The sequence below is a fragment of the Verticiella sediminum genome (assembly GCF_007558815.1).
GTDB lineage: Bacteria > Pseudomonadota > Gammaproteobacteria > Burkholderiales > Burkholderiaceae_B > Verticiella > Verticiella sediminum.
In genome coordinates this window covers 20548-47340 of sequence record NZ_VLTJ01000015.1, presented here as the reverse complement: position 1 = coordinate 47340, position 26793 = coordinate 20548, and the positions used below count along the sequence as shown (strand labels likewise).

The 26793-nt window shown below is 67.8% G+C and carries 24 protein-coding genes; 5 read left to right on the top strand and 19 right to left on the bottom strand.

Translation table 11 applies throughout. The features are described 5' to 3' along the window. Positions 1–17 precede the first annotated feature (17 nt). Positions 18–1178, bottom strand: coding sequence for an acyl-CoA dehydrogenase family protein (locus tag FOZ76_RS09055; protein ID WP_143947827.1), 1161 nt, complete (start codon positions 1176–1178; stop codon positions 18–20). 208 nt (positions 1179–1386) lie between these two features. After that, on the bottom strand, positions 1387–3273 hold the full coding sequence (locus FOZ76_RS09050; protein ID WP_143947826.1) for a propionate--CoA ligase: 1887 nt from the start codon (positions 3271–3273) through the stop codon (positions 1387–1389). A gap of 203 nt (positions 3274–3476) precedes the next feature. Between FOZ76_RS09050 and FOZ76_RS09045 the strand changes: the two genes are divergently transcribed. Beyond that, on the top strand, positions 3477–3989 hold the full coding sequence (locus FOZ76_RS09045) for a MarR family winged helix-turn-helix transcriptional regulator (protein ID WP_143947825.1): 513 nt from the start codon (positions 3477–3479) through the stop codon (positions 3987–3989). A gap of 122 nt (positions 3990–4111) precedes the next feature. Here FOZ76_RS09045 and FOZ76_RS09040 read toward each other — a convergent pair whose 3' ends face one another. Further along, positions 4112–5005 carry an AraC family transcriptional regulator gene (locus FOZ76_RS09040; RefSeq protein WP_143947824.1) on the bottom strand — a complete coding sequence of 298 codons (894 nt, stop codon included), beginning with the start codon at positions 5003–5005 and terminating at the stop codon, positions 4112–4114. Between the two features lie 137 nt (positions 5006–5142). Here FOZ76_RS09040 and FOZ76_RS09035 point away from each other — a divergent pair, with 137 nt between their 5' ends. From FOZ76_RS09035 to FOZ76_RS09020, 4 genes are all read left to right on the top strand, one after another. After that, positions 5143–5898 carry an SDR family oxidoreductase gene (locus FOZ76_RS09035; RefSeq protein ID WP_143947823.1) on the top strand — a complete coding sequence of 252 codons (756 nt, stop codon included), beginning with the start codon at positions 5143–5145 and terminating at the stop codon, positions 5896–5898. 162 nt (positions 5899–6060) lie between these two features. Next, positions 6061–6564 carry a sigma-70 family RNA polymerase sigma factor gene (locus FOZ76_RS09030; protein WP_143947822.1) on the top strand — a complete coding sequence of 168 codons (504 nt, stop codon included), beginning with the start codon at positions 6061–6063 and terminating at the stop codon, positions 6562–6564. 7 nt (positions 6565–6571) lie between these two features. Then, a complete protein-coding gene (locus FOZ76_RS09025) occupies positions 6572–7558 on the top strand; it encodes a FecR domain-containing protein (RefSeq protein WP_143947821.1) in 987 nt (328 codons plus the stop codon). A 107-nt stretch (positions 7559–7665) separates the two neighbouring features. Next, a complete protein-coding gene (locus FOZ76_RS09020) occupies positions 7666–10116 on the top strand; it encodes a TonB-dependent siderophore receptor (RefSeq protein WP_143947820.1) in 2451 nt (816 codons plus the stop codon). Between the two features lie 207 nt (positions 10117–10323). Here the strand turns inward: FOZ76_RS09020 and aceA are convergent, their stop codons facing one another. The 16 genes from aceA to FOZ76_RS08940 all read right to left on the bottom strand — a co-directional run bounded on the left by aceA (position 10324) and on the right by FOZ76_RS08940 (position 26754). Beyond that, positions 10324–11631, bottom strand: a complete 1308-nt coding sequence (aceA, locus tag FOZ76_RS09015) for an isocitrate lyase (RefSeq protein WP_143947819.1) — start codon at positions 11629–11631, stop codon at positions 10324–10326. A 390-nt stretch (positions 11632–12021) separates the two neighbouring features. Further along, the gene (locus FOZ76_RS09010) at positions 12022–13080 is read right to left on the bottom strand and encodes an AbrB family transcriptional regulator (protein WP_246129377.1); all 1059 of its coding nucleotides are present in this window, start codon (positions 13078–13080) and stop codon (positions 12022–12024) included. Positions 13081–13095: 15 nt separating this feature from the next. Further along, a complete protein-coding gene (locus tag FOZ76_RS09005; RefSeq protein WP_143947818.1) occupies positions 13096–14631 on the bottom strand; it encodes a tripartite tricarboxylate transporter permease in 1536 nt (511 codons plus the stop codon). Beyond that, on the bottom strand, positions 14628–15071 hold the full coding sequence (locus FOZ76_RS09000) for a tripartite tricarboxylate transporter TctB family protein (protein ID WP_143947817.1): 444 nt from the start codon (positions 15069–15071) through the stop codon (positions 14628–14630). Before FOZ76_RS09000 ends, FOZ76_RS09005 begins: the two co-directional genes overlap by 4 nt. Positions 15072–15144: 73 nt before the next feature. Continuing rightward, positions 15145–16137, bottom strand: a complete 993-nt coding sequence (locus FOZ76_RS08995) for a Bug family tripartite tricarboxylate transporter substrate binding protein (protein WP_143947816.1) — start codon at positions 16135–16137, stop codon at positions 15145–15147. Positions 16138–16321: 184 nt separating this feature from the next. Continuing rightward, complete coding sequence (locus FOZ76_RS08990) at positions 16322–17725, bottom strand: sensor histidine kinase (protein WP_143947815.1); 1404 nt, start codon at positions 17723–17725, stop codon at positions 16322–16324. Positions 17726–17729: 4 nt separating this feature from the next. Further along, positions 17730–18416 carry a response regulator gene (locus FOZ76_RS08985; RefSeq protein ID WP_143947814.1) on the bottom strand — a complete coding sequence of 229 codons (687 nt, stop codon included), beginning with the start codon at positions 18414–18416 and terminating at the stop codon, positions 17730–17732. A gap of 4 nt (positions 18417–18420) precedes the next feature. Beyond that, positions 18421–19689, bottom strand: coding sequence for an MFS transporter (locus FOZ76_RS08980; protein WP_143947813.1), 1269 nt, complete (start codon positions 19687–19689; stop codon positions 18421–18423). Between the two features lie 87 nt (positions 19690–19776). After that, positions 19777–20349 (bottom strand): CDP-diacylglycerol--glycerol-3-phosphate 3-phosphatidyltransferase, encoded by a 573-nt coding sequence (gene pgsA, locus FOZ76_RS08975; RefSeq protein ID WP_143947812.1) that lies wholly within the window; start codon positions 20347–20349, stop codon positions 19777–19779. 203 nt (positions 20350–20552) lie between these two features. After that, complete coding sequence (gene uvrC / locus FOZ76_RS08970) at positions 20553–22376, bottom strand: excinuclease ABC subunit UvrC (RefSeq protein ID WP_143947811.1); 1824 nt, start codon at positions 22374–22376, stop codon at positions 20553–20555. A gap of 48 nt (positions 22377–22424) precedes the next feature. Next, a complete protein-coding gene (gene nagZ / locus FOZ76_RS08965) occupies positions 22425–23471 on the bottom strand; it encodes a beta-N-acetylhexosaminidase (RefSeq protein WP_143947810.1) in 1047 nt (348 codons plus the stop codon). 30 nt (positions 23472–23501) lie between these two features. Next, positions 23502–23942: a holo-ACP synthase gene (acpS, locus tag FOZ76_RS08960; RefSeq protein WP_143947809.1), complete on the bottom strand. Its 441-nt coding sequence runs from the start codon at positions 23940–23942 to the stop codon at positions 23502–23504. Then, positions 23939–24694 (bottom strand): pyridoxine 5'-phosphate synthase, encoded by a 756-nt coding sequence (locus FOZ76_RS08955; protein WP_143947808.1) that lies wholly within the window; start codon positions 24692–24694, stop codon positions 23939–23941. The genes acpS and FOZ76_RS08955 overlap by 4 nt, the downstream gene beginning before the upstream one ends. Positions 24695–25006: 312 nt before the next feature. Continuing rightward, the gene (locus FOZ76_RS08950) at positions 25007–25276 is read right to left on the bottom strand and encodes a CsbD family protein (RefSeq protein WP_143947807.1); all 270 of its coding nucleotides are present in this window, start codon (positions 25274–25276) and stop codon (positions 25007–25009) included. An 85-nt stretch (positions 25277–25361) separates the two neighbouring features. Then, the gene (locus FOZ76_RS08945) at positions 25362–25541 is read right to left on the bottom strand and encodes a CsbD family protein (RefSeq protein WP_143947806.1); all 180 of its coding nucleotides are present in this window, start codon (positions 25539–25541) and stop codon (positions 25362–25364) included. A gap of 214 nt (positions 25542–25755) precedes the next feature. Continuing rightward, complete coding sequence (locus FOZ76_RS08940; protein WP_143947805.1) at positions 25756–26754, bottom strand: Bug family tripartite tricarboxylate transporter substrate binding protein; 999 nt, start codon at positions 26752–26754, stop codon at positions 25756–25758. Positions 26755–26793: the final 39 nt, after the last annotated feature.

Genomic DNA, 26793 nt, shown 5'->3' with positions numbered 1-26793 from the left:
CCACGACCGGGCTTGGATCAGACCGGCTCGCCCGACAGGATCTCGCGCGCCATCACGATCTTCATGATCTCGGTCGAGCCTTCCATCTGCTTGCACATGCGCAGCAGATTGTAGAAATCGGCGAAGGGGTAGTCGTCGATGGCGAGCCCCCGGCCGCCCAGGATTTGCATCGAGCGGTCGATCACGCGCAAGCCGGCGTCGATGCAGTACCCCTTGACCATCGCCGCCTGCAGCCGAGCGGCCGAGTATCCGCCGCGATCCACCATCCATGCCGCATAGAACGTATTCAGGCGGATCGACTCGATGTCGTATTGCGAATCGGTCAGCATCCATTGGATCGCTTGATTGTCGCCCAACGGCCTGCCGAACACCTTGCGCTCGCGGGCGTATTCCACGGCCAGTTCCTGGCTGCGCTCGGCCATGCCCAATGCCGTGCCGCCCAAGCGCAGGCGGAACCGATTGAACTGATGCTGGGCGATGGCGAACCCGGCGCCCTCCTCGCCCAGCAGGTTCTCCGCCGGCACGATCACGTTCTCCAGCTTCACCTCCTGTTCGACGCCCCATTGCCGGGCGATCACCGGAATGTCGCGCGACTTGGTGAAGCCCGGCGTGTCGTTGTCGACCAGGAAGACACTGATGCCCCGATGCCCCTTGCTTGCATCGGTGACCGCGGCCACCGCGGTATACGACGCGAAATGATGCCCTGTCCGCCACATCTTCGTGCCGTTGAGCACATAGTGCTCGCCTTGACGTACGGCGGTCGTGCGGATACCCGCGAGATCCGAGCCGGCCTCGGGTTCCGTGAAGCACATCGACCAACCCGTCTGGCCTTCCAGCACCGGGTACAGATACTTCTGCCGAATTTTCTCCGGCGCCTGATACAGCACCGGCCACGGGGCGAAGGGGCCGCCCGGCATGCGCCGCGGCGATTTGGAGAACTCGGCAAGTACGATGACGTCCTCCATCGGCCCCAGCCCCTGGCCGCCGAACTCTTTGGGCACGATCAGCTTGGCCAGGCCGTAGTCGGCCAGTTTGCGCTTCAGGCTGGCCGTCAGTTCCGGACTGTAGTCGCAGTTCGCCACCGGCCACTCGCGGTAGTGGGGCAGCACCTCCGTGCGGATGAACGTTCGAGCGCGCTGCTGAAGATCGCGCTGGACGGGGGTGAGTTCGAAATCCATGGTCTCTGCCGCTCCTTGTTGTGGGCATGTGCAGTCGCAATTCACGACCTATGGATTGGAGCCCGCCGGCTTTCCTGTCTCCATGACGCGCGCGCGCAATTCGCATGGCGCCCTGACGCGCTCGCCGGGCCATACCGTGGTGCGGCGAGCCCGGCCGGGCCATCCTGGGCCAAGCACGCCGCTGGCCTCGGCCAGCGACGTGGCGGGCCTACCCCCGCCGCACCCACTCCAGCGCCCCCGCATCCTCCATCGTGCTGAGGTCCCCCGGGTCCCTGCCCTCGCACACCGCCTGGATCGCCCGGCGCAGCAGCTTGCCCGAGCGCGTCTTGGGCAATACCGGCACGAAGACCACCCGCGCCGGCTTGGCGACGGCGCCCAGCTCTCCGGCCACGCGCGCAAGAATCGCTTGACCCACCGCGGCCTTCTCGGCCTCGTCTTCGAGCGGCCCGGCGCCGCGCGGCACGACGAAGGCCACGGCCACCTGCCCTTTTTCGGCGTCGGCGACGCCGACCACGGCGGCCTCGGCCACCGCCGGATGGCCGGTGATGACTTCCTCGATTTCGCGCGAACCCAGGCGGTGGCCGGCGACGTTCAGCACGTCGTCGGTCCGCCCGAGGATGAAGTAGTAGCCGTCGACGTCCCGCACGCCCCAGTCGAAGGTGCTGTACACCATGCGGCCGGGAATGCTCTTCCAATAGGTACTGACGAAGCGTTCGTCGTCGCCCCAGACGGTTTGCAGGCAGCCCGGCGGCAGCGGGCCTTCGATGCCGAGAACGCCCTTGCGGCCGGGCTCCTGGATCGGCTCGCCGCTGGCATCGTCGTACAGGCCCACGCGATAGCCGTACATCGGCACGCCGGGACTGCCGGGCTTGCCCGGCTGCGGCGCGACGCCGCGCGCGATCGTGAGGATGGGCCAGCCGGTCTCGGTCTGCCAGTAGTTGTCGGTGACGGGCACGCCCAGGCTATCGGCGACCCAGGTCGAGGTGGGTTCGTCCAGCGGCTCGCCGGCGAGGAACAGCGTGCGCAGGCTGGACAGATCCGACGCCTTGAGATGGGCGGGATCGTGCTTCTTGAGGATGCGGATCGCGGTGGGCGAGGTGAACATGATGTTCACGCGGTGCCTCTCGACCAGGCGCCACCAGACGCCGGCGTCGGGTTGTATCGGCAGGCCCTCGTAGATGACGGTGCTCAGCCCGGCCAGCAGCGGCGCATACAGGATGTAGCTGTGGCCGACGACCCAGCCGATGTCCGAGGCGCAGAAGAAGGTGTCGCCCGGCTGCGCGTCGAAGATGTGGCGCATGCTCGCCGCCAGCGCGACGGCATAGCCGCCGGTGTCGCGCTGTACGCCCTTGGGCTTGCCGGTGGTGCCGCTGGTGTAGAGAACGTAGCTGGGGTGGGTGGCAGGCAGCCAGGTGCACGGGACGTCGGCGTCGATGTGCTGGCCGCGCAGATCGGTGTAGTCGTGATCGCGCCCCTGCGCCTTTTCCATGGGCGCGAGGCCGCGGTCCACCAGCAGGACGTGGGCAGGCGGATGCTGGGCCTGGGCGAGCGCACCGTCCAGCAAGGGCTTGTAAGGAATGACCTTGCCACCGCGCGAGCCGGCATCGGCACTGACGATGAGCTTGGGCTGCGCGTCGTCGATACGGGTGGCGAGACTGCCCGAGGCGAAGCCGCCGAAGACCACGCAATGGATCGCGCCGATGCGCGCGCAGGCCAGCATGGCGAAGGCGGCTTCGGGGATCATGGGCAGGTAGATCAGGACGCGGTCCCCCTGCCCGACGCCGAACTGCCGGAAGATGGCCGCCATGCGCTGCACCTCGCGATCCAGTTCCGCATAGCTGACGATGCGCTCTTGGTCGGTCTCTGACGAGACCCATATCAGCGCGGGCTGCTCGGCGCGTTCGGCCAGGTGGCGGTCCACCGCGTTGTGGCACAGATTGGTGGAGCCGTCGGCGAACCAGCTCGCAAACGGGGGGCGGCTCGTGTCGCAGATCTGTGTGGGTGGGGCCGCCCACTCGATGCGCTCTGCCTGCTCGCGCCAGAAGGCGTCGGGCTCCTGCAGGGAACGCTGATAGAACGCGGCGTAGTCGGCCATGGATAGTCTCCGTATGCGGTGGTCTGCGCCACCCGGGTGGTTGTCGTCGCAAACAACGATAGTCGAAGTATTCGAACGAAGATACCTGGACGATGGTCGCAGGACGACACCGCACCTTGCCCGGCACAGCGCCGGCGTACGGTTCGAGACGCCACTATCCCGCGCTTGCCATACGATTTGCCGCCATATAGTATGGCGGCACCATGACGACACTGGATCGCAAGCACACTGCCCTGCTCGCCGAGGCCGAGCGGCGCGGGCTGCCCGGGCTCGACGATATCCGCCTGTGCTTCCAGGCGCTGTCCCTGGCGGCACAGATCGACCGCGAGTGCGCGGCGGCACTGGCGCCCCACGGCCTCTCGGAAGGGCGTTTCGTGATGCTCTTTCTGCTGGCCGGCGTGCCGCAAGGGTTGGCGCCGCACGTGCTGGCCGAGCGGGCGGGCGTGACGCGGGCCACCGTGACCGGGCTGCTCGACGGGCTGGAGCGCGACGCCCTGCTCGAGCGGCACCGCGATCCGGCTGACCGGCGCGGCCTGCATGTGCGCCTCACCGCCAAGGGCGGCGAACTCGCCGAAGCCGTGTTCGCCCGGCATGCGCAATGGATTGCCACGCGCTTTGCCGGCCTGTCCGCCCGGGAACGCGCCAGCCTGGCGAAGCTGCTGGCCAAGGCCGCTGCGGGGCCCGATTCCGCTACCCCGCCCGCCACAGCCACATGACCGCGCGCGGCGCGCGCCCAGCCCACAACCGCACCGCCGACACCCTCCCGACGGTCCTCGCCGCGTTGTCGCGCGGCGAGAACGCCTGCCTCACGCTCGCCCAGTGCCGGCGGTGCACCGCCCTATGCCGCCCGCTGCCCGCCCTGCTCCCGGGCGGCCCGGGCATCGCGCGCCGGCGAGGCGCCGAACATCCGGCCATATTCCCGCGTGAACTGGGGCACGCTCTCGTAGCCCACGGCGAAAGCGGCGCTGCTCGCCGAAGCGCCCTGCGTGATCAGCAGGCGACGGGCTTGCACGAGACGCAGATGCTTCTGGAACTGCAGGGGCGAGAGCGACGTGACGGCGCGGAAATGATGGTGAAAGGACGACGGGCTCATGTCGGCAATGGCCGCCAGGCGCTCGACCGGGACGTTGCGTGTGTACTCGGCGCGCAGCACGGCGATCGCCCGCGCGATGCGCTGGACATGGCCATCGGGCCAGCCGAGCTGCCGGATCGCGGCGCCGTGCCTGCCGGCCAGGAGCCAGTAGTGCATCTCGCGCAGCAGGGCGTCCTGCAGGATGGCAAGGGCGGCGGGACGTTCGAGCAAGCGCGTCAGGCGCAGCGCCGTGTCCACGACCTCGGATTCGGTACGCGCGACCCGCACCATCGCTTCGTTCCCGGCGGGCGCCACGTCCATGCGGGAGACGAGATCGGCGACGATCGTCGGGTCCAGTTCGAGCACCAGCGACAGGTACGGCGCCGCCGGACTGGCGTCGACGATGCGGCTCACCGTGGGCACATCGGCGCCGATCAGCAACGAGTCGCCCGCCTTGAACGTGTAGGTATGCGCGCCGATCGTGACCTCTTTGCAGCCCTGGACGAGCAGACATACCAACGGCCGGTAGACCTCGTGGATCAAGCCGCTGGGCGCCGTCGCGCACACGGCGCACAGCCCGGGAATCGGTGTGCGTGCCAGGCCGTGCGCATCGGCGTGGGCAAGCGCATAGCGGCCGACGGTATCGAGCAGAGTCGTCATGGTGCAAGCCTACGCCGACAGGAAGGTCTGGCATGCCATTCTGCAGGATCGAGCAAGAGTCGTCGAGCTTCCGGCAACTCTGCCGGGGCACGATCGCCCACACTGGGGCGTCTTTCAAATCCCAACAGGAGCCCAGCATGAGCACCATCTCCCTCGTCACCGGCGGCAGCCGCGGCCTAGGCCGCAACACCGCACTCAGCATCGCCCGCAAGGGTGGCGATGTCGTCATCACCTATCACAGCCAGGCCAACGAAGCCCAGGCCGTCGTCGCCGAGATCCAGGCGCTGGGCCGCCGAGCCGTGGCGTTGCGGCTGGACACCGGCGACAGCGCCGGTTTCGCCGCCTTCGCCGAGCAGTTGCGGGACACGCTGCACAGCACGTGGCAGCGCGAGCGCTTCGACCACCTGGTCAACAACGCCGGCCACGGCGATGCCGCTCCCATCGAGCAGACGACCGAAGCGCAGTTCGATCGCCTGGTCGCCGTGCATTTCAAGGGGGTCTTCTTCCTGACGCAAGCCTTGCTGCCGCTCATCGAGGATGGCGGGCGCATCGTCAACCTCTCATCGGGCCTGACCCGCTTCGCCCTGCCCGGCTATGCGGCCTACGCGGCGGCGAAGGGCGCGGTGGAAGTCCTCACCTGCTACCTCGCCAAGGAACTGGGCGGCCGGGGCATCGCGGTGAACACCGTGGCGCCCGGCGCGATCGAGACGGATTTCCACGGCGGTGCCGTGCGCGATACGCCGGGGATCAACCAGCACATCGCGAGCATTACGGCCCTGGGCCGGGTCGGCGTGCCCGACGATATCGGCCCCATGATCGCCAGCCTGCTCGGCGAGGACAACCGCTGGGTGAATGCGCAGCGCATCGAGGTCTCCGGCGGCCAGGCGATCTGAGCCAGTCTGAACCGCCGCGCAGCGCCCGCAACTCGGTGTTTCGGCGGCATCCAACCCTGCGTCTCCTGAAGAACCTCGTCGTTCGCACGTAGAAACGCCTGCCGTCATCGGGTTGCCATTGATCTATAATGAGAATTGTTTTCATTATCTCAACGACGCCCGATGCCTGTCGGCAAGACCGGAACACAGCCCGATGTGCGGGCGCTCTACACCGAGCACCATGGCTGGCTCAATGGCTGGTTGCGCAAGCGCCTGGGCAACGCTTTCGACGCTGCCGATATTGCGCATGACACCTTCCTGCGCGTGCTCACCCGCGATGTCGTCGAGATCATTCGCGAGCCGCGTGCGTATCTGACGACGATTGCGCAGGGCTTGGTCGCGAATCAGTACCGGCACCGCCGCATCGAGCAGGCCTATCTCGACGCCTTGGCGCAACTGCCGGAGCAGCACGCGATCTCTCCTGAAGCGCGTGCGGTGATGCTGGAAACCCTGGTGGAGATCGATCGGCTGCTCGACGGGTTGAGCGCACCCGTGCGCAAAGCGTTCCTGTGGTCGCAGCTCGATGGGCTTGGTCACGCGCAGATCGGTGAGCGGCTGGGTATATCGATCGCCACGGTGAAGCGCCATATCGCCAAGGCGTTGGCGGCTTGCTGCTTTGCGGAGTAAGGCCCGCATGGGTACCGAGTCGATGTCGATCCCATTCCGAGTGCAGCAGCAGGCGGTCGAATGGCTGGTCGAGTTGCAGAGCAGCGAGGTGCGAGAGGACACGCGCCGACGCTGGCGGGAATGGCGAGACGCGCACCCGGACCATGCGCGCGCCTGGCAGAGCGTCGAGGCCTTCAGCGCACGGTTGCAGGGATTGTCATCACCCCTTGCCCATGCGGTGTTGACCGCCCCCAGATCGGACGCGCGCCGACGTGCGGTCAAAGCCCTGGCGATCTTGCTGTTTGCAGGCGGTACGGCGTGGACGGCGGGGCGCGAGATGCCTCTCGGCGTGTGGCTGGCTGACCGCCGTACCAGCACGGGAGAGCGCCGTCACCTGGTGCTGGACGACGGCACGCAGCTACACCTCAACGCACGCACGGCGATCGATGTCGTCTTCGACGATGCGCAACGGCTGGTGCGCTTGCTGGAGGGGGAATGCTTCATCGAGACTGCGCCCGATCCGCTAGTCTCGGGGCGCGCTGGCCGTCCGTTCCTGGTGGAAACAGCACAAGGGCGCCTGCGTGCATTGGGAACCCGGTTTCTCGTGCATCAGCGCGACGGCGACAGCGGCCGTAGCCGCATCGCGGTCTATGCGGGTGCAGTCGAGGCACGCGCGAATGCCTCGGACGATGCGCGTATCGTCAGGGCCGGCCAGCAGGTCGTGTTCACCCGCAATCACTTCGATGCCGTCGACCAGGCGGATGACGCTGCGTCCGCCTGGGTGGACGGCATGCTGGTGGCCCGCGATATGCCGCTGGCCGAGTTTGTCGCCGCGCTGTCGCTGTACCGCAGCGGCTATCTCGGGTGTGACCACACCGTCGCCCACCTGCCCATCACCGGCACCTACCCCCTTGATGACACGGGTAAGGTACTCGACATGCTGGCTGCCACGCTGCCGGTCGAGATCCGCTACATGACGCGATATTGGGTAAGGGTCGAGGCGGCCACCGTCTGATTCTGGATCGTCAGGACCAGCATTCCCGAGACGTTGAGCCGTTTTCGTTTTTCGCGGGGCAATGAAGACGAGAGACCACTCTTCATTCGAACTTCCGCGAAACGTCAATGACCCAAGCTCATCCGCCGAGGAACACGCATTTCCCGTTGTATCCTCCTTTTCGTCGTACCGTGGCCGCAACCGTGGTGCTGCACATCGTGCTGGGTGCCGGCGCACTGGCGGGCACGGTGGCTACGCCGCCGGGGTATGCGCAACCCGCTGAGACGGCACGATCGTACGAGATTCCCGCAGGCGACCTGACGGGTGCCCTTAACCGGTTTGGCCGCAATTCGGGAATCATGTTGTCGTTCTCGACATCCTTGACGGAAGGATTGCATACGGACGGGTTGAGGGGCACGCATACTGTTGCATCGGCCCTGGGCTCTTTGCTGTCGGGAACGGGCTTGCACGCCGTCATGCGGGAAAGTGGTGGCTATGTGCTGGAGCGTGCCCACGGTCCGCAAGGCACACCGACACTTGCCCCTGTGACCGTCACGGCCGTGATCGATCCCGGTACGGAAGGGAGCGGTTCGTATGCTACCGATGCAGCGAGTCTGATGAACGGTGTCTGGTCGCTGAAAGACATTCCGCAGTCGGTGTCGGTCGTCACGAGACAGCAGATCGAAGACCAGGGCTTGGTCAGCTCGGCGGATGCATTGAATCAGGTCACAGGGGTCACTGCCACCGGATACGATCGCACCGAGTCTGTCACCATACGCGGCTACAGCGTGAATGCCCAGACAGACGGTGTGCCGGTGACGGGCTTGATCACGACAATTTCCGGCGACCTTGCGCTGTATGACCGGGTCGAGGTACTCAGGGGGCCCTCCGGCCTGTTGACCGGCAGCGGTGAGCCTGGCGGCACTGTCAACTATGTGCGCAAGCGCCCGCTCGGCACGCGCACACTGTCCGGCGCCGTGTCGGCGGGGTCGAACGATACTTACCGTGGGGAGCTGGACGTCAGCACCCCGCTCAACGGCGACGGGTCGCTCAGGGCTCGGGGTGTGCTGGTCCGGCAGGATCAGCACAAGTTCTATGACGTGGCCGAATCGCGGGACGAGATCGCATATGGGGTGATCGAGTACGACCTGAGCCCGCGCACGACGGTGGGCTTGTCCGGAGCCTACAGCCGGTTCCATACCAATACGTTCTGGGGCCTGCCGCTCATGAGCGACGGCAGCTTGCCGGGACGCACTGCATTCATGGGACCGGACATGGACTCGGTCTATACGATCAAGGAGGCGGCGGCCGATATCCAGCACCATTTCGACAGCGGCTGGATCGTCAAAGCGACTTATGGTTACCGGGAATTGATCGGCAACTACGCAGGGGCGGGGACGACGGGCGCGGTGGATACGGCCACCGGACTCGCAACGATGAGCGCAACCTATTACGACAGGGGGGTGCGCTGGAACAGCCTGGATCTCAATGTCAACGGACCCATCACGTTGCTGGGGAGAAAGCACCATCTGACCTTGGGCTACAACCAGACGAAGCAGGACAATCTGCTCGGTTCGGTCAGCACCTCGCTGCCCGGCTGGGATGTCTTCAATGATCACAACTACAGCGGCGTACTGAACACGAACATCGCGTCGCACCGGCAGACGATTACCGAGCAATCGGGGGTGTACACGTCGGCGAGATTCAGCCTTGCCGATACGGTGCAGTTCATCCTGGGCGGTCGCTGGTCGGATTACCAGAGCAAGAGCCGCACGATCGCTGCTGCCACCTCGGACTGGGTTGCGAGTACGGCCCAGGCCAGCTGGGAGTTCACGCCGTATGGCGGCTTGATCTGGGACGTGCGGAAGAACCTGACGCTGTATGCCAGCTATGCGGATACCTTTGTCCCTCAGACTCAGGAAGATTATCTGGGGAACATTCTGGAGCCCCGCGTAGGCTGGCAGGCCGAAGCGGGTGCGAAAGCGCGGTTTCTGGACGACCGATTGAACCTGAATGTCGCCGTGTTCCGTATCCGCGATACCAACCGCGCCATGGTCGACCCCGATCACGTCGGTTGCGGAACCTCGGCCACGGCGGCGTGCTACATGGCCGCCGGCGAAGTCCAAAGCGATGGCCTCGATATCGAACTGGTGGGCGCCTTGTCCCGACAGTGGGATGTATCGGCTGGCTATACCTACACCAGAGCAAGGTACGAAAGCGACACCACAGCCTCCAATGTGGGCGAGCGCTTCAACGCGAGTCTGCTGCCCGAGCACCTGTTCAAGCTGTGGACCCACTATCGGTTCTCGCCGACCGACCTCAATGGTGCGCTGCAAGGGTGGAGTATCGGCGCGGGTGTCCAGGCACAGAGCGACATCTATTCGGCCAGCGTCAGGCAAGGCGGACGTGTCATCGTTTCCGCCCGTGTCGGTTATCAGATCAACAAGAACTGGAGCACGGCAATGTCGGTCAGCAATCTGTTCGACCGGACGTATCTGCAATTCCTGGGCAGAGCCACATCGAACAACTTCTATGGCGCGCCCCGGACTTTCATGCTGTCGCTGCGAGGCCGGTTCTAGCGCGGCCTCTTCACGGGCCTGCGGCGGCAGCCCGCAGCAGCCGTGGGAAAGTCGGGCATCCTGCAGCTGGCAGTCCCAACGAGCGCCTTTTTCCTAGGGGCGGCCCGCGGCAAAAAAAAACGCCAACCCGAAGGTTGGCGCCAGGGACCGGCGTCGCCAGACACCGGCCGGGCTGTCGGATCGGGGCCCCTCGCCCCGACACGCAGGTTACGCAGCCTTGGATGCGAACTGGGCTTCCTCGGTCGAGCCGGTCAGCGCGGTGGTCGAGGACTGGCCGCCTTCGATGGTCTGGGTGACGGCGTCGAAGTAGCCGGTGCCCACTTCGCGCTGGTGCTTCACGGCGGTGAAGCCACGCTCGGCGGCGGCGAACTCCTTCTGCTGCAGCTCGACGAAGGCCGACATGTTCTCGCGGGCATAGCCGTAGGCCAGATCGAACATGCCGTAGTTCAGGGCGTGGAAGCCGGCCAGGGTGATGAACTGGAACTTGTAGCCCATCGCGCCCAGCTCGCGCTGGAACTTGGCGATGGTGGCGTCGTCCAGGTTCTTCTTCCAGTTGAACGAGGGCGAGCAGTTGTACGAGAGCAGCTTGCCGGGGAACTGCTTGTGGATGGCCTCGGCGAACTTGCGGGCGTACTCCAGGTTCGGGGTGGCGGTTTCGCACCAGATCAGGTCGGCATACGGCGCATAGGCCAGGCCGCGCGAGATCGCCTGGTCGATGCCCGGGCGGGTGCGGTAGAAGCCCTCGACGGTGCGCTCGCCGGTGATGAAGGGGCGATCGTTCTCGTCCACGTCGCTGGTGATGAGGTCGGCGGCGTCGGCGTCGGTGCGGGCCAGAAGCACGGTCGGCACGTTCATGACGTCGGCGGCCAGGCGCGCGGCGACCAGCTTGGCGACGGCTTCACGGGTGGGCACGAGCACCTTGCCGCCCATGTGGCCGCACTTCTTCACGGAAGCGAGCTGGTCTTCGAAGTGCACGCCCGCGGCGCCCGCCTCGATCATGGCTTTCATGAGTTCGAAGGCATTCAGCACGCCGCCGAAACCGGCTTCGGCATCGGCCACGATGGGCGCGAAGTAGTCGATGTAGCCTTCGTCGCCGGGCTGCTTGCCTTCGGACCACTGGATCTGGTCGCAACGGGTCAGCGAGGCGTTGATGCGGCGGACCACCTGCGGCACCGAGTTCGCGGGGTACAGCGACTGGTCGGGGTACATCTCGCCGGCGAGGTTGGCGTCGCCCGCCACTTGCCAGCCGGAGAGGTAGATCGCCTTCAGACCGGCCTTGACCTGCTGCATGGCCTGGTTGCCCGTGAGCGCCCCCAGCGCATTGATGAACGGCTCTTCGTTGATGAGCTTCCACAGGCGCTCTGCGCCGCGGCGGGCGAGCGTGTGCTCGACCGCGAGCGAACCGCGCAGGCGGATCACGTCGTCTTCGGTGTACCCGCGCTTGATGCCGTTCCAGCGGGCGTTTTCGGCCCATTCACGGCGCAACTGCTGGGCTTCTTGTTCACGTGCGGACATTGTCGACTCCTTCGAGATAGGGGATGGGAAAGGGAACCCGGGGGGCCGGCGAAACAGCGCTGCTGTGCGTCGACCGTTGAAGATAGTCTAGTGGTCTGACGCGGGGCATACAAGGCTTATATCTTATATAAGACTAAAAATTTGTCTCTGTAAAATCAAAGACTTGAGAACATGATTTCATGATACGAAAACACGGTTCTGTTTATGAAATGCCGACATGCTGCAAGGCAGCATAAGCGCGGGTTTACCCTAGGACATATCGACATGGCGATGCCGCCGAGGTCAAGGCAGGAAGGTTCGCCGTCGTGCCGGCAGGGATCGGCGCGTCCGCCATGCCCGCAGCCGGCGCGATGGGACGCGCGGCGGCGCCCGTGGCATGCGCCCGACGTCTCAGCCCGATCGCGCGCGCGTCAGCCAGCGATGGATGGGGCCGGTCACGAGCAGGACGAAGATCATGCGGGTGACGTGAAAGGCGGTGACGATGGGCACGCCCAGCGCGAGCGCCCGTGCGGTCAGCGTCATTTCGGCAATGCCGCCGGGCGTCGTGGCGAGCAGCAACGTGGCCCAGGGAATGTCGGCCCAGGCGGCCAGCAGCCAGGCCAGCACGGCGGTCAGCGCCAGCGAGACGCCGGTATAGAGCGCGACCGCGCCCATGAAGCGCGGCGCGGCATGCAGGAAGTCGGGACGATAGCGATCGCCGAGCGACCAGCCGATCAGGAGCTGTCCGACGTTCATCAGCCAGCCCGGCAACGCGGACCATTCGATGCCATTGGCGGTGAGTACGGCGGCCACCGCCAGCGGCCCGAGCACCCACGGATTGGTCAGCTTCAGCCGTTTCATGAACAGCGCAGCGACGCAGGTGCAGGCGGCCAGCGCCATCAGGCCGGGCAGCCGGACCTCGCGCGGGCCCGGGATCGTCGGGTCCAGGCCGCTCAGCCCGGCCCACTGGTAGGCGAACGGCACGATCACCACCACCATCAGGATACGCAGGCTGTGCGCCGAAGCTACCCGGTCCACGCGGGCCTGGTGGCGCTCGGCGAGGTTGGCCATTTCGCTGGCGCCGCCGATGGCCGATGCGAACCATGCCGTGGAGAGATCCGTACCCGCCAGGCGCATCAGCATCCACGTGCCCATGGCCGCGAGCGCAACGGCGAACAGCGAGCTGGCCACGATGAAGCCGGCATGCACGCCGATGTGGGCGACGACCATGGGCGTGAAATACAGGCCCAGCGACGTGCCGATCACCCACTGCCCGCCCTGGCGCATCGCCGGCGGGCAGGCGCTCGCCAGCCCCGCCATGCGGGTGGCCGCGACAAGCAGCAGCGGCCCCAGCAGCCAGGGCATGGGCGCATGCAGAACGAGCGCTGCGCCGGCGCCCGCCACCGCGAGGAGCAGGCCCGCCAGCACGCGTCGCCAACGGGCGTCCGGGGCCTGTGCTGCTGCGGTCACCGCAGGCGCTCCCCGTCAGCGCGCGACAGGCGCGGCGCCACCGCCGGTGCGGCCGCGCCGCATCCAGCGCACCAGTTGGGGCAGCACCGCCACCGCGAATGCCGCCAGCCACAAGGCCTTGCTTACATGGCTCTCGACCAGGATGCCGATGCCGCCGTCGGAGATGGAAAGCGCGCGGCGCAGGTTCTGCTCCATCATCGTGCCCAGCACCACGCCCAGGATCAGCGGGGCCATCGGCACGGACAGTTTGCGCAGAAAGTAGCCCAGTACGCCGATGACGACCACCAGCAGCAGATCGAAGGTGGTGGCGTTGATCGCATACACCCCGACGAAGCTGATCGCCAATACGCCCGGCACGAGCAGCCAGGGAGGAATCGCCAGCATCGCCGCGAACACGCGCACCATGGGCACGTTCATGAAGAAGAGCATCACGTTCGCCACGAAGAGCGAAGCGATCAGGCCCCACACCAGCGCGGGCTGCGCTTCGAAGAGCACCGGGCCCGGCGTGATGTTGTAGAGCGTGAGCGCGCCCATCATGACCGCCGTCGTGCCCGAACCCGGCACGCCCAGGGTCAGCATGGGGATGAACGAGCCCGTGGCCGCGCTGTTGTTGGCCGCCTCGGGCGCCGTCAGGCCGCGCATGTCGCCCTTGCCGAACTTGGCGTCGGGGTCGCGGCCTTCGCTGTAGCGCTTCTCGTTGGCGTAGGCCACGGCCGAGGCCACGCTCGCCCCCGCGCCGGGCAGCACGCCGATGAAAAACCCGAGCAGACCGCCGCGCGCCGTACTGCCGCTGGTGAACTTGAGTTCGCGCCAGTTGAAGAGCTTGCGCCCGCTCACCGGGACGTTGATCGACTGGCCCGTGAGCAGCTTCTCCAGCATCTGCAGCATCTCGCCCACGGCGAACAGACCGATCACCACGACGACGAAATCGATGCCGTCGGCCAGGTGCGGCAGATCGAAGGTGTAGCGGTAGACCCCCGAATTGGCGTCCACGCCCACGGTGGCGATGCCCAGGCCGAGCATGGCCGCGAGGATGCCCTTGGCGGGCTGCTCGCCCAGCAGGCTGGTGAGCGCGCAGAAGGCGAAGACCATCAGGACGAAGTATTCCGCCGGCCCGAAGGCCAGCGCCCACCCCGCCAGCAGCGGCGCCAGGATGACGATGCCGATGGTGGCGATCAGCGAGCCGACGAACGACGACCAGGCCGACAGCGAGAGCGCCACGCTGGCCAGCCCCTGGCGCGCGAGCGGATAGCCGTCGAAGGTGGTCATCACCGCGGCCGCCTCGCCCGGCACATTGATCAGGATCGACGTGATGCGCCCGCCGTACTCCGCGCCCACGTAAACCGCGGCGAGCAGGATCAGCGCGGTCTCCGGCGGCAGGTTCATGGCGAAGGCGATGGGCACCAGCATGGCCACGCCGTTGATCGGCCCCAGGCCCGGCAGCACGCCCACGATGGTGCCGAAAAAAGCGCCGATCGCGGCCACCAGCAGGTTCATGGAGCTGAGCGCGACGCCAAAGCCGAGCGCCAGATGATCGAGTACGCCGCTCATAGCAGATTCCCCAGCAGCCCGGTGGGCAGGACCACGTCGAGCACCTTGTCGAAGAGCAGGAAGCAGCCCACGCCCATGCCGATGCCGCCGAGCAGGCCCTGCAGCCAGGTGGCGCCGAACAGGCGCGCCACCAGGACGGTGACCGCGGTGGTGGCGAGCACGAAGCCCAGCCACTGGAAGAGCAGCGCGTAGCCGGCTACGCAGGCCACCATCCAGGCGATGCGCGCGTTCGCGCCCGGGGGATTGGGTTCGACCTCGCCGCCGCCCTTGAACACGAGGCGCAGGCCGCACAGCGCGATGATGGCGGCGATGAGCAAGGGGAACGCGCGCGGCCCGACGGGCTCGTAGGCGAACGGTGCTTCGAGGCGCCAGCCGAACCACGTCAGAAATGCGGCGACGACCAGGGCGGCGACGCCCAGGATGCGATCGTTGAGAAGCATGATGAATGTCCCGAAGATGGCCGCATGTCCGCCGAAGCCCTCGCGAGCCTCGGCGGGCGGTGCGTGCCGGGGCTTACTTGATGAGGCCGAACTCCTTGGCCTGCTCGGCATACAGCTTGACGCGCTCCTTGACGTAGCGGTCCAGGTCGTCGCCGATGAGGTTCAGGGGGAACAGGCCCTGCTGGCGCTGCAGGTCGGCGAACTGGGGGCTGGCCGTGGTCTTCTTGAAGGCTTCGACCCACCAGTCGTAATCCTCGTCGGAGACCTTGGGCCCGACGTAGTAGCCGCGGATGATCGGCCACTCGATGTCGTAGCCCTGCTCCTTGGCGGTCGGCACCTCGGCCAGGCGGCCCGGCAGGCGCTCGTTGTGATAGACCGCGAGGATGCGGATGGGCGCGCCGCCTTCGAGCATCTGCACGGCTTCGGCCGCATCGCCCATGTAGGCCTGGATGTGGCCGCCGCGCAGCGCCGTCACGGCCTCGCCGCCGCCCTCGAACGCGACGAAGCGCATGCGCTTGTAGTCCACGCCCGCGGCGCGCGCCGTCAGGGCCGCCTTCATCCAGTCCTGGCTGCCGACGGAGCCGCCGGCGCCCAGCACGAGCGCGGCCGGGTTCTCCTTGAAGGTCGCCATCAGGCTGGCCAGATCCTTGTGCGGAGAATCGTCGCGCACCACCGCCACGCCGTAGTCGGTGCCCACGGCGGCCAGCCAGCGCACGTCGTCGACGTTGTAGCGGCCGAACTTGCCCTGGGCCAGATTGAGCAGCGAACCGCCGGAGAACGCGACGATCGTGCCGCCCTCGGCCGGGCGCTGGGCCACGATGTTGTTGTAGGCCACCGCCCCGATGCCGCCCGGCATGTAGACGATGCGCATGGGCCGCTCGAGCGTACCGGTCTCCTTCAGCGCGGTCTGGGCGAGCCGGCAGGTGAGGTCGAAGCCGCCGCCGGGCTGGGCCGGCGCCACGCATTCCGGGCGCTGCGGCTGCGCGCCGGCAGGCGCGGCAAAGGACAGGCCAAACAGGGAAATCGCTGCACCGGCAACGCCGGAACGCAAACGGATCGAGCGCATAGGAAAGTCTCCTGGTCGTGATGTTGTCGGCGATACGGCGACCGCCCGTGCCGGTAACACTACGCAAGCGACCCTTTCTGATTCCTTTCAAAGCCGGGATTACCGGGCTGACCTAGGGAAAGTCCCAATGTCCGGCGATCGCCGGTGGCCCCCCTGTCATGCAGGCTGCCCGCCCGTGACGCATTCAGTGCTCGCGATGCCGCGGCAGCCGCCAGTCCACGATCAGGCCAGGGCCGTCGGGAATTCGGCTGAAACGCACCTCGCCGCGATGCAGTTCGGTGATGGCGTGCACGATCGCCAGCCCCAGGCCGGCGCCATTGGCCTGCTTGCCGGCCATGCCTCGCCGGAACCGCGTGCCGGCCTGGGCGATGTCCTGATCGCTCATGCCGGGCCCGGCGTCCACCACACGCACGTGCGCGTACGCTTGCTGTGCCGCCACGTGGACCGTGACCGCGCGGCCCGCCGGGGTGTAGCGCAAGGCGTTGTCCACGAGGTTGGTCAGCGCTTCGCGCAGCAGCCATTCGATGCCCTCGATCCACACCTCGCCCTGCAGCTCCAGACCAAGATCGATGCGCCGCGCACGCGCGGCCGGCATCAGGCTGCGCAGCACCCCCTCGGCGAGCACGCCGAGATCCAGGCCCGAAAAGCTGAGCTGGTGCCGCATGACGCTCGCGTCGCGCGCACGCGCCAACGCCAGCATCTGGTTGGCCATGCGCTCGGCCCGGTCCAGCCCCTCGGCCATCGCGCCCATCACCAGCCGCAGTTCCTCGGGATCGCGTTCGCGCAAGGCGTAGCCGAGCTGGGCACGCAGCACCGAGAGCGGCGTGCGCAACTGGTGCGAAGCGTCGTCGAGGAACTGTTGCTGGGCGCGGCTTTGCGCTTCGTGCCGCCCGATGTGCAGGTTGAGCGCGTCGACCAGGGGCACCACCTCGCTGGGCAGGCCGGCAGCCTCGAGCGCGCGCAGATCGGCGACCGGACGCGCATCGAGCTCATCGCGCAGGCGCACCAGCGGGCGCAAGGCCATCACCACCGCGACGATCACCACCAGCAGGCTCAGGCCGATGCCGGCCACGTCGCGCCCGATCACGCGCATGAGCACCTCGGTCATGAACGCCTGCCGGGTGTCGAGAGCCTCCGCCACCTGCACGATCAACAGGCCCTCGGGATTGGCGGGGATCGGCGGGTCCATGGGCCGCAGCAGCGCGGCGATGCGCACCGCCTCGCCCAGGTACTGGGCTTCATAGAACACCGGCACGCCCGGCACGAGCGGCTGCCTGGGCAGCGGCAGTTGCGGCGTACCGATCTCGGCCAGGCCGTCCTCGGTGGCGACCCGATAGTAGACGCGGCCGTTGGCGGTGAGCTCGAAGAACTCCAGCAGAAGATACGGCTGCTCCATGGCCAGGCCGCCGCTGGCCGTGGAGACGTTCAGGTCGATCGCGCGCAGCGCGCCGGCCAGCGCGCGATCGTAGGCCACGTCGACCTGCTGCTTGAGCGACGCACTGGAGTAGACCAGCGCGGCCCCCATCGTGAGCACGAGCAGCGGCAGCAGCCAGAGCAGCAGCGTGGTCTTCAGGCTGCGCGCGCGCATGGCCCTAGCTGCCCGGCGTGTCGGCGACGGCTTCCAGGCAATAGCCCAGCCCGCGCAAGGTCACGATCTGCACGTCGGTGCCGGCCAGCTTCTTGCGCAGGCGGTGCACCAGCACCTCGATGGCTTCGAGGTTGGTGTCGGTATCGTCGTCGCTCACGCGCTCCAGGATCTGCTGCTTGGACAGCGGCTCGCCGCTGCGCTGGATGAAGACGCGCAGCACGCGGTGCTCGCGCGGGGTGAGCTGCAGCGGCGCGTCGCCCACCGTGAACCTCTGCGCCGCGGTATCCAGCACCAGGCTGCCGCAGGCGAACCTGGCGTGCTCGCGGCCCCGGCTGCGCCGCACGAGCGCGACCAGGCGCGCCTCCAGTTCCTCGATGCGAAACGGCTTGGCGAGAAAATCGTCGGCGCCCTGATGCAGGGTGTCCACGCGGGCTGCCAGCGAATCGCGCGCGGTGAGGATGAGCACCGGCGTGGTGTCGCCGCGCGCGCGCATGCGCGTGAGCAGGCTCTGGCCGTCGAGCCCGGGCAGGCCCAGATCGAGCACGATGGCGTCGAACTCCTCGAGCTGCAGCCGACGCTCGGCCAGCGCCCCGTCGTCGGCCCAGGCCACCACGTAGCCGGCTTGGCGACCGAGGGCACGCGCGACCCAGTGCGCGAGCGCGGTCTCGTCCTCGACCAGGAGGATGCGCACGGTCTCAGGCGGCGGCCGTCACGGTCTCGGCCTCGGCCCGGCGCGCGCGCCGGGCGATGAAGCCGGCCGTGACGGCGGCAAGCCAGAACGCCGCCCCGGCGATCAGCCAGGGCCCGCGCAGCACGCCGGCATCGACCATGAGACCGAAGGCGAGCGGCGCCAGCGCGGCGCCGACGTCCATCCCGGAATACACCAGACCGTACACCGAGCCCAGGGCGCCCTTGGGCGTGACGCGGCGGATCAGCATGTCGCGCGACGGCCCGGCGACACCCGAGCAGAAGCCCGCCGCCGCCAGCGTGATCAGGGCCAGGTACGAGGGCACGGCTCCCGAGGCCAGGCACAGGAGCAGCGCGCCCCCGAGCACGAAGGCGGCGGCGACCGTACGCTCGGTGCGCGGCTGGGCGCCCGCCAGGAAGCCGCCGACGAACATGCCGCAGGCCGACGCCACCATGTAGCTCGACAATGCCGAACTGGCGTACACCTGCGACATGTCGTAGAACGCATGCAGGATCGGCAGGGTGAAGTTCTGGATCGCCGAGAGCGAGGTGGACGTGAGGGCGAAGAAGACGAATGCGCCCCAGAGTGCCGGGTTGGCCACCAATGCGCGCAGGTTGGCCTGCCCGGCCGCCCGCGGGCGCCCCGCGGCGTGGCCGTCCGCAGCGCCCCTCTCGACGGCCTCGTCGCCGAGCAGACGGCGCCAGACCAGGGTTGCCGTCAGCACCAACCCGAGCAGCACGGCCACGCCGAACGCCGCGGTGCGCCAGCCGCCCAGCAGGGTCAGGCCGGTGACGAACAGCGGTGTGGCGGCCCAGCCCAGGCTGCCGGTCAGGCCGTGCCAGCTAAAGGCATGGCCCAGACGCGCCGCGCTCACGCGGCGGTTGAGAATCGAGAAGTCGGCCGGATGGAATACGGAGTTGCCGATACCGCCGATGGCAGCGGCGAGCACCAGCATGGGGTAGCCGTTCGCCAGCCCCATCAGCACGGCCGACACGACGAAGCAGGCCTGGCCGAACCACAGGACCGGCCGCGCGCCCCAGCGATCGACGATGAAGCCGCTGCTCGCCTGCCCCAGGGCGGACAGCACGAAGAACACCGACATCATGAAGCCCAGCCGGGTGTAGTCCAGGCCCAGGGCCGGCCCCATGCTGACGTACAGCGAGGGGATGACCAGTTGGAAGAAATGCGAACCGGCGTGCGCCGTACCCACGAGCCCGATGACTTTCCAGTCGTCGGCGCCGCTCCCGGCGCTCGGATAGCCCATTGCGTGTGCCATGATGCGGCAGTCTCCCGGCGGCGTTGGCCGCCACTTTTTGTGTATGTCCCGCTACGCGACCCCGGGGGCAGGCCCGGGTGCGCGCCATCAGCCGGTGCGCTCGCGGATGACCGGCCAGGCCTGCTTCAGGTAATAGAACATCGACCACACGGTGAGGATCGCCGCGACCTCGATCAGGCGCGAACCCCACCACGCGACATCGATGCCCTTGAAATCGTGGAAATAGAGCAGGAACGGAATCGCGGTCATCTGCACCGCAGTCTTGAACTTGCCCAGCCAGTTGACGGCCACGCTGGCGCGCGCGCCGATCTGCGCCATCCATTCGCGCAAGGCCGAAATGGTGATCTCGCGGCCGATGATGATGAGCGCGATGATGGCGTCCACCCGGCCCTCGCTCAACAGGATGAGCAGCGCCGCGGAGACCATGAGCTTGTCCGCCACCGGATCGAGGAAGGCGCCGAAGGCGGAGGTCTGCTGCCAGCGCCGGGCGAGATAGCCGTCCAGCCAGTCGGTGACCGCGGCCACGACGAAGGCGCCGGCCGCCCACGCGTCGCGGCTCGGCATATCGACCGTCGTGGCCGGCAGGTAGTACAGCGCTACCAGCAGAGGGATCATGGCGATCCGCAGCCAAGTCAGCACGATGGGCAGATTCAGGGGCATGGCCTTATCTTAATCCAGAGGCGCGGCCCGGGCAGGGTCCGACGAGTCGGGCATTGTAGCCGGCTTGACCACGGGCCAAAGCGCTAGCCCCGCCCTTCGGGGCGAGGGCTAAGCGAGGCAAGCCCATCCCGGCGCCGAAGGCGCCCTCACATAGCGGCGGGCAAGCTCCCACCGTCAGGCGCGGGAGTGACTCGTCTGACGGCTCAGTGCAGGGCACGGTAGATGCGCTCGGCCAGCTCCATCGAGACACCCTCCACGCTGGCCAGTTCTTCCACGCTCGCCGCGGCCACCCCGCGCAACCCGCCGAAGCGGGTCAGCATGCGCTGGCGCCGCTTCGGCCCGATGCCCTCGATGTCCTCCAGGCGCGACACGTTGCGCGCCTTGGCGCGCTTGGCACGCATGCCGGTGATCGCGAAGCGGTGCGCCTCGTCACGGATCTGCGCGACCAGCATCAACGCGGCCGACTCCTTGCCCAGGACGAGCGGCAGCCGCTCGTCGGCGAACACCAGGGTTTCCAGCCCGACCTTGCGGCCCTCCCCCTTGGCCACGCCCACCAGCACCGAGGCGTCCAGCCCGAGTTCGTCGAACACCTGCCGCGCGATCGAGACCTGCCCCTTGCCGCCGTCGATCAGCACCACGGAGGGCAGCGGCGCCTCGCCGCGCGCGGTTTTCTCGAAGCGACGCGTGAGCACCTGGCGCATCGCCGCGTAATCGTCGCCCGGCGTGATGTCCAAGATGTTGTAGCGGCGGTATTCGCGCGACTGCATGGCGTGGTGATGGTAGACGACGTTGGACGCCTGGGTGGCCTCGCCCGCCGTGTGGCTGATGTCGAAACACTCGATGCGCAGGGCGTCGAGCGCGGCCTCGTCCGTCTCCAGACCGAGCTGCTCGGCCAGCGCCCGGGTGCGGGCCTGCTGCGAGCCGACCTCCGACAGCAGGCGGGCCAGCGCAATCTCGGCGTTGTGGATAGCCTGCTCGAGCCAGCTCCGCCGATGCCCCTGGGGCTGGAACAGCAGGCGCGGGCGCTGGCCGTGCGCGTTCACCAGCGCGTCGTGCAGTTCGGACTCGGCCGGCAAGGGGTGCGACATCACGATCACCGGCGGCACCTGCCCATCCTCGTAGTGCTGGGACACGAAGGCCTCCAGGACGGCCGCCGCTTCGTCCCCATCGACATGGGTCGGAAAGAAGGCCTTGTCGCCCAGGTGGCGGCCGCCCCTCACCATGGCGAGGTTCACGCAGACGCGGCCGCCGGCCGCGGCCACCGCGATGATGTCGGTGTCCTCGGCGTCGGACTCCATGGTCTGCTGCTGCAGCACCTTGGAGAGCGCCTGCATCTGGTCGCGCAGCGCGGCCGCCTCCTCGAAGTGCAGCTCGGCCGAGGCGGCCAGCATGCGCGTCTCGATGTCGGCCATCACCTCGCTGGTGTGCCCCTGCAGGAAACGCACGGCCCGATTGACGTCGCTCGCGTAGTCCTCGGCCGACACCGCACCGACGCAGGGCGCCGAACAGCGCCCGATCTGGTGCAGCAGACAGGGACGCGAGCGGTGCGCGAACACCGTGTCCTCACAGGTGCGCAGCTTGAACACCTTCTGCAGAATCTGGATGCTCTCGCGCACCGCCCAGGCATTCGGATACGGGCCGAAATACTGGTTGCGCCGGTCGGTCGCCCCGCGGTAATAGGCGATCCGCGGGAACGCGTGCCCGGTGATCTTCAGATAGGGATAGGACTTGTCGTCGCGAAACAGAATGTTGTAGCGCGGCGCAAGCGACTTGATGAGGTTGTTCTCGAGCAGCAGGGCCTCGGCCTCGCTGCGCGTGATCGACACCTCGACCCGGGCGACGCGCGCCACCATGTGCGCGATGCGCGGGCTGCCGGGCGTCTTCTGGAAGTAGGAAGACACCCGTTTCTTGAGATCGCGCGCCTTGCCCACGTACAGCACGTTGCCTTGGGCATCAATATGGCGGTAGACACCGGGCAGGTTGGGCAACTGGGCGAGAAAAGCGCGCAGGTCGAAAGCTTCGGACATGGCTACATTATCGCAGCCCCGCGGGGCCGCTCGTCTTGCCCGCCGCGTTCAGCGCGAGAGCGTGGCGAGGTCGGCCAGGGCCTGACGGTAGCGGGTGTCGGCCTGCAGCGCGTCCCAGGAAAGCGCCGGCGCCTGGGGCGAGAGCCGGCGCAGCCGCGCCACCGAGGCGGGGTCGGGACGCTGCTCCAGGCGCGCGAGCAGCTCGTCGGCCAGATCGGGCCGGTTGCACACCAGCACCATGTCGCAGCCGGCGGCTAGCGCAGCCTGCGCGCGCGCCAGGATGTCCCCGGCCACGGTGGCGCCTTCCATCGTCAGGTCGTCCGAGAACACCACGCCGTCATAGCCCAGGCGGGCGCGCAGGATGTCGCGCACCCATACCGGCGAGAAACCCGCGGGGCGGGCATCGACGGCGGGATACACGACGTGCGCCGGCATGATCGCCGGCAGCACGGCGTGCTCGAGCCAGCCGTAGGGCGCCGCGTCGTCGGCCAGGATGTCGGCCAGCGTGCGTTCGTCCACCGGCAGGGCGTGGTGCGAATCCGCCTCGGCCCAGCCATGGCCGGGAAAGTGCTTTCCGCAGGCACCCATGCCTGCCAGGGCGAGGCCCTGCGCCACCGCGCGCGCCAGTTGGGCAACCACGGCGGGGTCGCGGTGCAGCGCGCGCGTGCCGATCACACCGCTGCGGCCATGGTCCAGGTCGAGCACCGGCGCGAAGGTGAAGTCCACACCGCAGGCACGCAGCTCGGCCGCCAGCACGAAGCCGGCCGCGGTCGCGCTGCGCAATGCCTGCATGCGATCGCGCTCCCACTGTTCGCCCAGCGTGCGCATGGCCGGCACCTCGGTGTAGCCATCCGAGCGAAAACGCTGCACCCGGCCGCCCTCGTGGTCCACGGCGATCAGCAGCGGCTCGTCGCGAGCGGCATGAATCGCCGCTGTGAGGGCCCGAAGCTGGGCACGGTCGGCATAGTTGCGGCTGAACAGTATCACCCCGCCGACCAGCGGGTGGCGCAGGCGCTCGATCTCGGCAGCGGTCGGTTCCAGGCCCGCAACGTCGACCATGACATTGCCGGGAGGAAGGGATGCGGATGGGGACATGGGCAGTCGGAAAAATCAGGGTGGAAACGGTCAGAGCCGGCGCTCGAGCACGACGTAGGCGGCCACCAGGTCGCTCTCGTCCGTGACGGAGACATGGGCCGCGCCGAAACGCGCGTCATACCAGGCGCGCAGAGCCGGATCGGCAAGGCGCAGCGCCGGCTTGCCCGACGGTTCGTTCAGGATCTGCACGGCGCGCCAATACATCGGCATGCGCATGCCCAGGCCAATGGCCTTGGAGAACGCCTCCTTGGCGGCAAAGCGCGTGGCGAGATAGCGCACGCCGCGCAGCTCGGCGCGCGCGCGCCGCGCCGCAAAGCGCTGCAACTCGTCCGGGCCCAGGATGCGCTGCGCAAAACGCTCGCCGTGACGGGCCAGGGCAGCGACGACGCGCTCGGTGCGCAGCAGGTCGATGCCGATGCCGGCGATGGCGCAGGGGCTGGCCTGCAGCGGCGGCCCGGCACCGTCGTTCATGCTTTCGAGCGCGCCAGCAGAACGCCGCGCTCGGTGCGCACACGCGCGGCAACGATCGCGGCCTTCATGTCCCGGACGGCGCGCTCCCAGCCGTCGAAGACGGCCTGGGCCACGATGGCATGGCCAATGTTCAGCTCGGCGATGCCGTCCAGCTCCGCGATCGGCTGCACATTGTCCAGATGCAGGCCGTGCCCGGCGTTCACGCGCAGGCCCTGGCGCAGGCCTTCGGCCACGGCGGCCCGCAGACGCTGAATCTCGGCGGCCGGCTCGGCAGCCTCGGCGTAGGCGCCGGTGTGCAGCTCGATCACCGTCGCCCCGGCACGGGCCGCGGCGTCGATCTGCGCAGCCTCGGGATCGATGAACAGCGATACGCGGATGCCCGCGTCCTGCAGCCTGGCGGTGGCCAGCCTTACCTGCTCGAAGTGGCCCAGCACATCGAGACCGCCCTCGGTGGTGAGTTCCGCCCTGTGCTCGGGCACCAGGCAGACGTCGTCCGGGCGCACTCCGCATGCGATGGCCAGCATCTCGTCGGTGATGGCGCACTCCAGGTTCATGCGCGTACGGATCTCGCGGCGCACGGCGTGCACGTCGGCGTCCTGGATGTGCCGACGGTCCTCGCGCAGATGCAGCGTAATGAGATCCGCCCCGGCATCTTCGGCCAGCAGCGCGGCCCGCACCGGATCGGGATAGGACGTGTGGCGCTGCTGGCGCAGCGTGGCCACGTGGTCGATGTTGATGCCGAGTTCGATCATGCGCGCAAGTGTACCGCCAACCCGGCCGGCTCGGCGGGTGATGGCGGGTGGGTAGCGGCAGACGGCAGGCGCCCTGTGATCGGCCGCACCGCAAAAAACAATGCCCCGGGACCCCTAAAGGCCCCGAGGCATGCAGGCGCCGGCTTGCGGAGCCTCAGAAAACGAAGAAATACAGCAGGATGATGATGGGGATCGGAATGCCGATCAGCCAAAGCAGAATTCCTTTCATGGGCGCTCCCGCGCCGCCTGCGGGCGACGGCGCTTGATGGATGGTCTACGAAGTCCGGGAAGTCCGGTGCCGATGCCTGTGGCTCAACGCCGGCTCAGCACGCCCAGCACGTAACCGACGAAGCCGGCGGCCAGGAGCGCGCCGATCGGGTTGCGCTCGACGCGGTCGGCCACCTCGGCGGCGACGCCCTTCAACTGGTCGCAGGCCTGCCCATACAAGTCCTGTGCTGCGCCGGATAGCTGACGTGCAGCGCCCTCGCCTCGCATCCGGTCATTTCCCGTGAGCACGCCGGCCGCTTCCTGCGCGCGCCCGACCACCCGGTCCGCCTTGCCTTCAAACTGATCGCTGTTCATGGGTTCTCCAATTCAAAGGGCGGCTCAGCCCGCCCGCGGCCCGACGCGGGGGGCACGTCGCCCCCTGCGTTCCTGCCGACATTCATTATTTGGTCGCGTCCTTCACGGCTTCCTTGGCGTCGCCCCAGCTCTTCTGGGCTTTGCCCTCGCCCTGCTTGGCCAAGCCTTTGGCCTGGGTTTCGCGGCTGCCGGTCACCTTGCCCGCGGCCTCCTGAACCTTGCCCGCGGCATCCTTGGCGGTGCCTTTCACTTGATCCTTGTTCATCGAAGGTCTCCTAGAGAGTGGGAATTCCACGCCCATGGCACAGCAATCGTTGTGCCCGCCGCAGGAGGCTGGGTTTTCCGCGCCCCGCATCGGTCTCGCCCGGCGCGAAGAGCCGTGGCCAGGCGCACCCAAAGAGAAAAAAGGCCGCGACGCCTCACGGCGTCACGGCCTTTTTCGCAATGGGAGCAGCCCTTGCGAGCTGCCGGTCAGGACATCAACCCGCGCTGATGTTGTTCTCGCGGATCACCGCGCCCCAGGTTTCGTCGTCGGACTTGATCCGGGCGGCCTCGCCTGCGGGATCCTCGTAGTTGGGGATGGCGCCGGCGCCGATCATGCGCTCCTGGACTTCCGGCACGTCGAGGATTTCCTTCATTTCCTTGCTGACTCGCTCGATGACGTCCGTCGGCGTGCCGGCCGGGGCGAGCAGCCCGCCCCAGGACACCGCCTCGAAACCCTCGAAGCCCTGCTCGGCGATCGTCGGCACGTCCGGCAGCATCGGCAGACGCTCGGGCGAGCCCACGGCGATCGCGCGCAGGCTGCCGGCCTGGATGTGCGGCAGCGCGGCGACCAGATCGGCATACATCATGGGCACCTGGCCGCCGATCGTGTCGGTGATGGCCGGCGTGCCGCCGCCGTAGGGCACGTGCTGCATGTCGAAGTCGCCCAGCTTCTTGATGCGCTCCATGGTGAGGTGGCCGAAACTGCCCACACCCGAGCTGGTGTAGTTCAGGTTGCCCTTCTCGTCCTTGGCCTTGGCGATCAGTTCCTGCATGTTGTGCACGTCCAGGACCTTCGGATTGACCACGACCACGATCGGCAGCGAATAGACGGTCGCGACCGGGGCGAAATCCTTCTGGACGTCGTACTTGGCGCTGGGATACAGGTGCGGCGCCAGCAAGGTAGGCGTGGCGAGCATCATGAAGGTGTAGCCATCGGCCGGCATATTACTCACGGCGGCCGCGGCGATGGCGCCGGATGCGCCGGCGCGGTTCTCGACCACGACCGGCTGGCCGATGCGCTTGCTGAGCTCCTGGCCGACGATGCGCGAAGCGGTGTCCGTCGGGCCGCCCGGCGGGAACGGCACGATCAGGCGCACCGCCTTGTCGGGCCAGTTGTCCGCAGCGTGCGCGAACTGCGCGAAACCGACACTGGCGCAGACGGCGAGCGCTGCCGCCATCAGATGGCGACGACCGGGTTGAAACGAAAAAGCCATGTTAGTTATCTCCTTGTGGGATCCATCCGACCGCCGGTT

Bases quoted from the DNA above. Each gene is read 5' to 3' on its own strand.
- FOZ76_RS08955 (WP_143947808.1), bottom strand. From the start codon at position 24,694: ATGATCGAACTCGGCATCAACATCGACCACGTGGCCACGCTGCGCCAG.
- FOZ76_RS08990 (WP_143947815.1), bottom strand. From the start codon at position 17,725: ATGCGCGCGCGCAGCCTGAAGACCACGCTGCTGCTCTGGCTGCTGCCG.
- FOZ76_RS09055 (WP_143947827.1), bottom strand. From the start codon at position 1,178: ATGGATTTCGAACTCACCCCCGTCCAGCGCGATCTTCAGCAGCGCGCT.
- FOZ76_RS09020 (WP_143947820.1), top strand. From the start codon at position 7,666: ATGACCCAAGCTCATCCGCCGAGGAACACGCATTTCCCGTTGTATCCT.
- acpS (WP_143947809.1), bottom strand. From the start codon at position 23,942: ATGAACGACGGTGCCGGGCCGCCGCTGCAGGCCAGCCCCTGCGCCATC.
- FOZ76_RS09000 (WP_143947817.1), bottom strand. From the start codon at position 15,071: ATGCTTCTCAACGATCGCATCCTGGGCGTCGCCGCCCTGGTCGTCGCC.
- FOZ76_RS09030 (WP_143947822.1), top strand. From the start codon at position 6,061: ATGCCTGTCGGCAAGACCGGAACACAGCCCGATGTGCGGGCGCTCTAC.
- FOZ76_RS09005 (WP_143947818.1), bottom strand. From the start codon at position 14,631: ATGAGCGGCGTACTCGATCATCTGGCGCTCGGCTTTGGCGTCGCGCTC.
- FOZ76_RS09045 (WP_143947825.1), top strand. From the start codon at position 3,477: ATGACGACACTGGATCGCAAGCACACTGCCCTGCTCGCCGAGGCCGAG.
- FOZ76_RS09035 (WP_143947823.1), top strand. From the start codon at position 5,143: ATGAGCACCATCTCCCTCGTCACCGGCGGCAGCCGCGGCCTAGGCCGC.
- FOZ76_RS08995 (WP_143947816.1), bottom strand. From the start codon at position 16,137: ATGCGCTCGATCCGTTTGCGTTCCGGCGTTGCCGGTGCAGCGATTTCC.
- pgsA (WP_143947812.1), bottom strand. From the start codon at position 20,349: ATGCCCCTGAATCTGCCCATCGTGCTGACTTGGCTGCGGATCGCCATG.
- FOZ76_RS09025 (WP_143947821.1), top strand. From the start codon at position 6,572: ATGGGTACCGAGTCGATGTCGATCCCATTCCGAGTGCAGCAGCAGGCG.
- FOZ76_RS09050 (WP_143947826.1), bottom strand. From the start codon at position 3,273: ATGGCCGACTACGCCGCGTTCTATCAGCGTTCCCTGCAGGAGCCCGAC.
- FOZ76_RS08980 (WP_143947813.1), bottom strand. From the start codon at position 19,689: ATGGCACACGCAATGGGCTATCCGAGCGCCGGGAGCGGCGCCGACGAC.
- FOZ76_RS08940 (WP_143947805.1), bottom strand. From the start codon at position 26,754: ATGGCTTTTTCGTTTCAACCCGGTCGTCGCCATCTGATGGCGGCAGCG.
- FOZ76_RS08950 (WP_143947807.1), bottom strand. From the start codon at position 25,276: ATGAACAGCGATCAGTTTGAAGGCAAGGCGGACCGGGTGGTCGGGCGC.
- uvrC (WP_143947811.1), bottom strand. From the start codon at position 22,376: ATGTCCGAAGCTTTCGACCTGCGCGCTTTTCTCGCCCAGTTGCCCAAC.
- nagZ (WP_143947810.1), bottom strand. From the start codon at position 23,471: ATGTCCCCATCCGCATCCCTTCCTCCCGGCAATGTCATGGTCGACGTT.
- aceA (WP_143947819.1), bottom strand. From the start codon at position 11,631: ATGTCCGCACGTGAACAAGAAGCCCAGCAGTTGCGCCGTGAATGGGCC.
- FOZ76_RS08945 (WP_143947806.1), bottom strand. From the start codon at position 25,541: ATGAACAAGGATCAAGTGAAAGGCACCGCCAAGGATGCCGCGGGCAAG.
- FOZ76_RS09040 (WP_143947824.1), bottom strand. From the start codon at position 5,005: ATGACGACTCTGCTCGATACCGTCGGCCGCTATGCGCTTGCCCACGCC.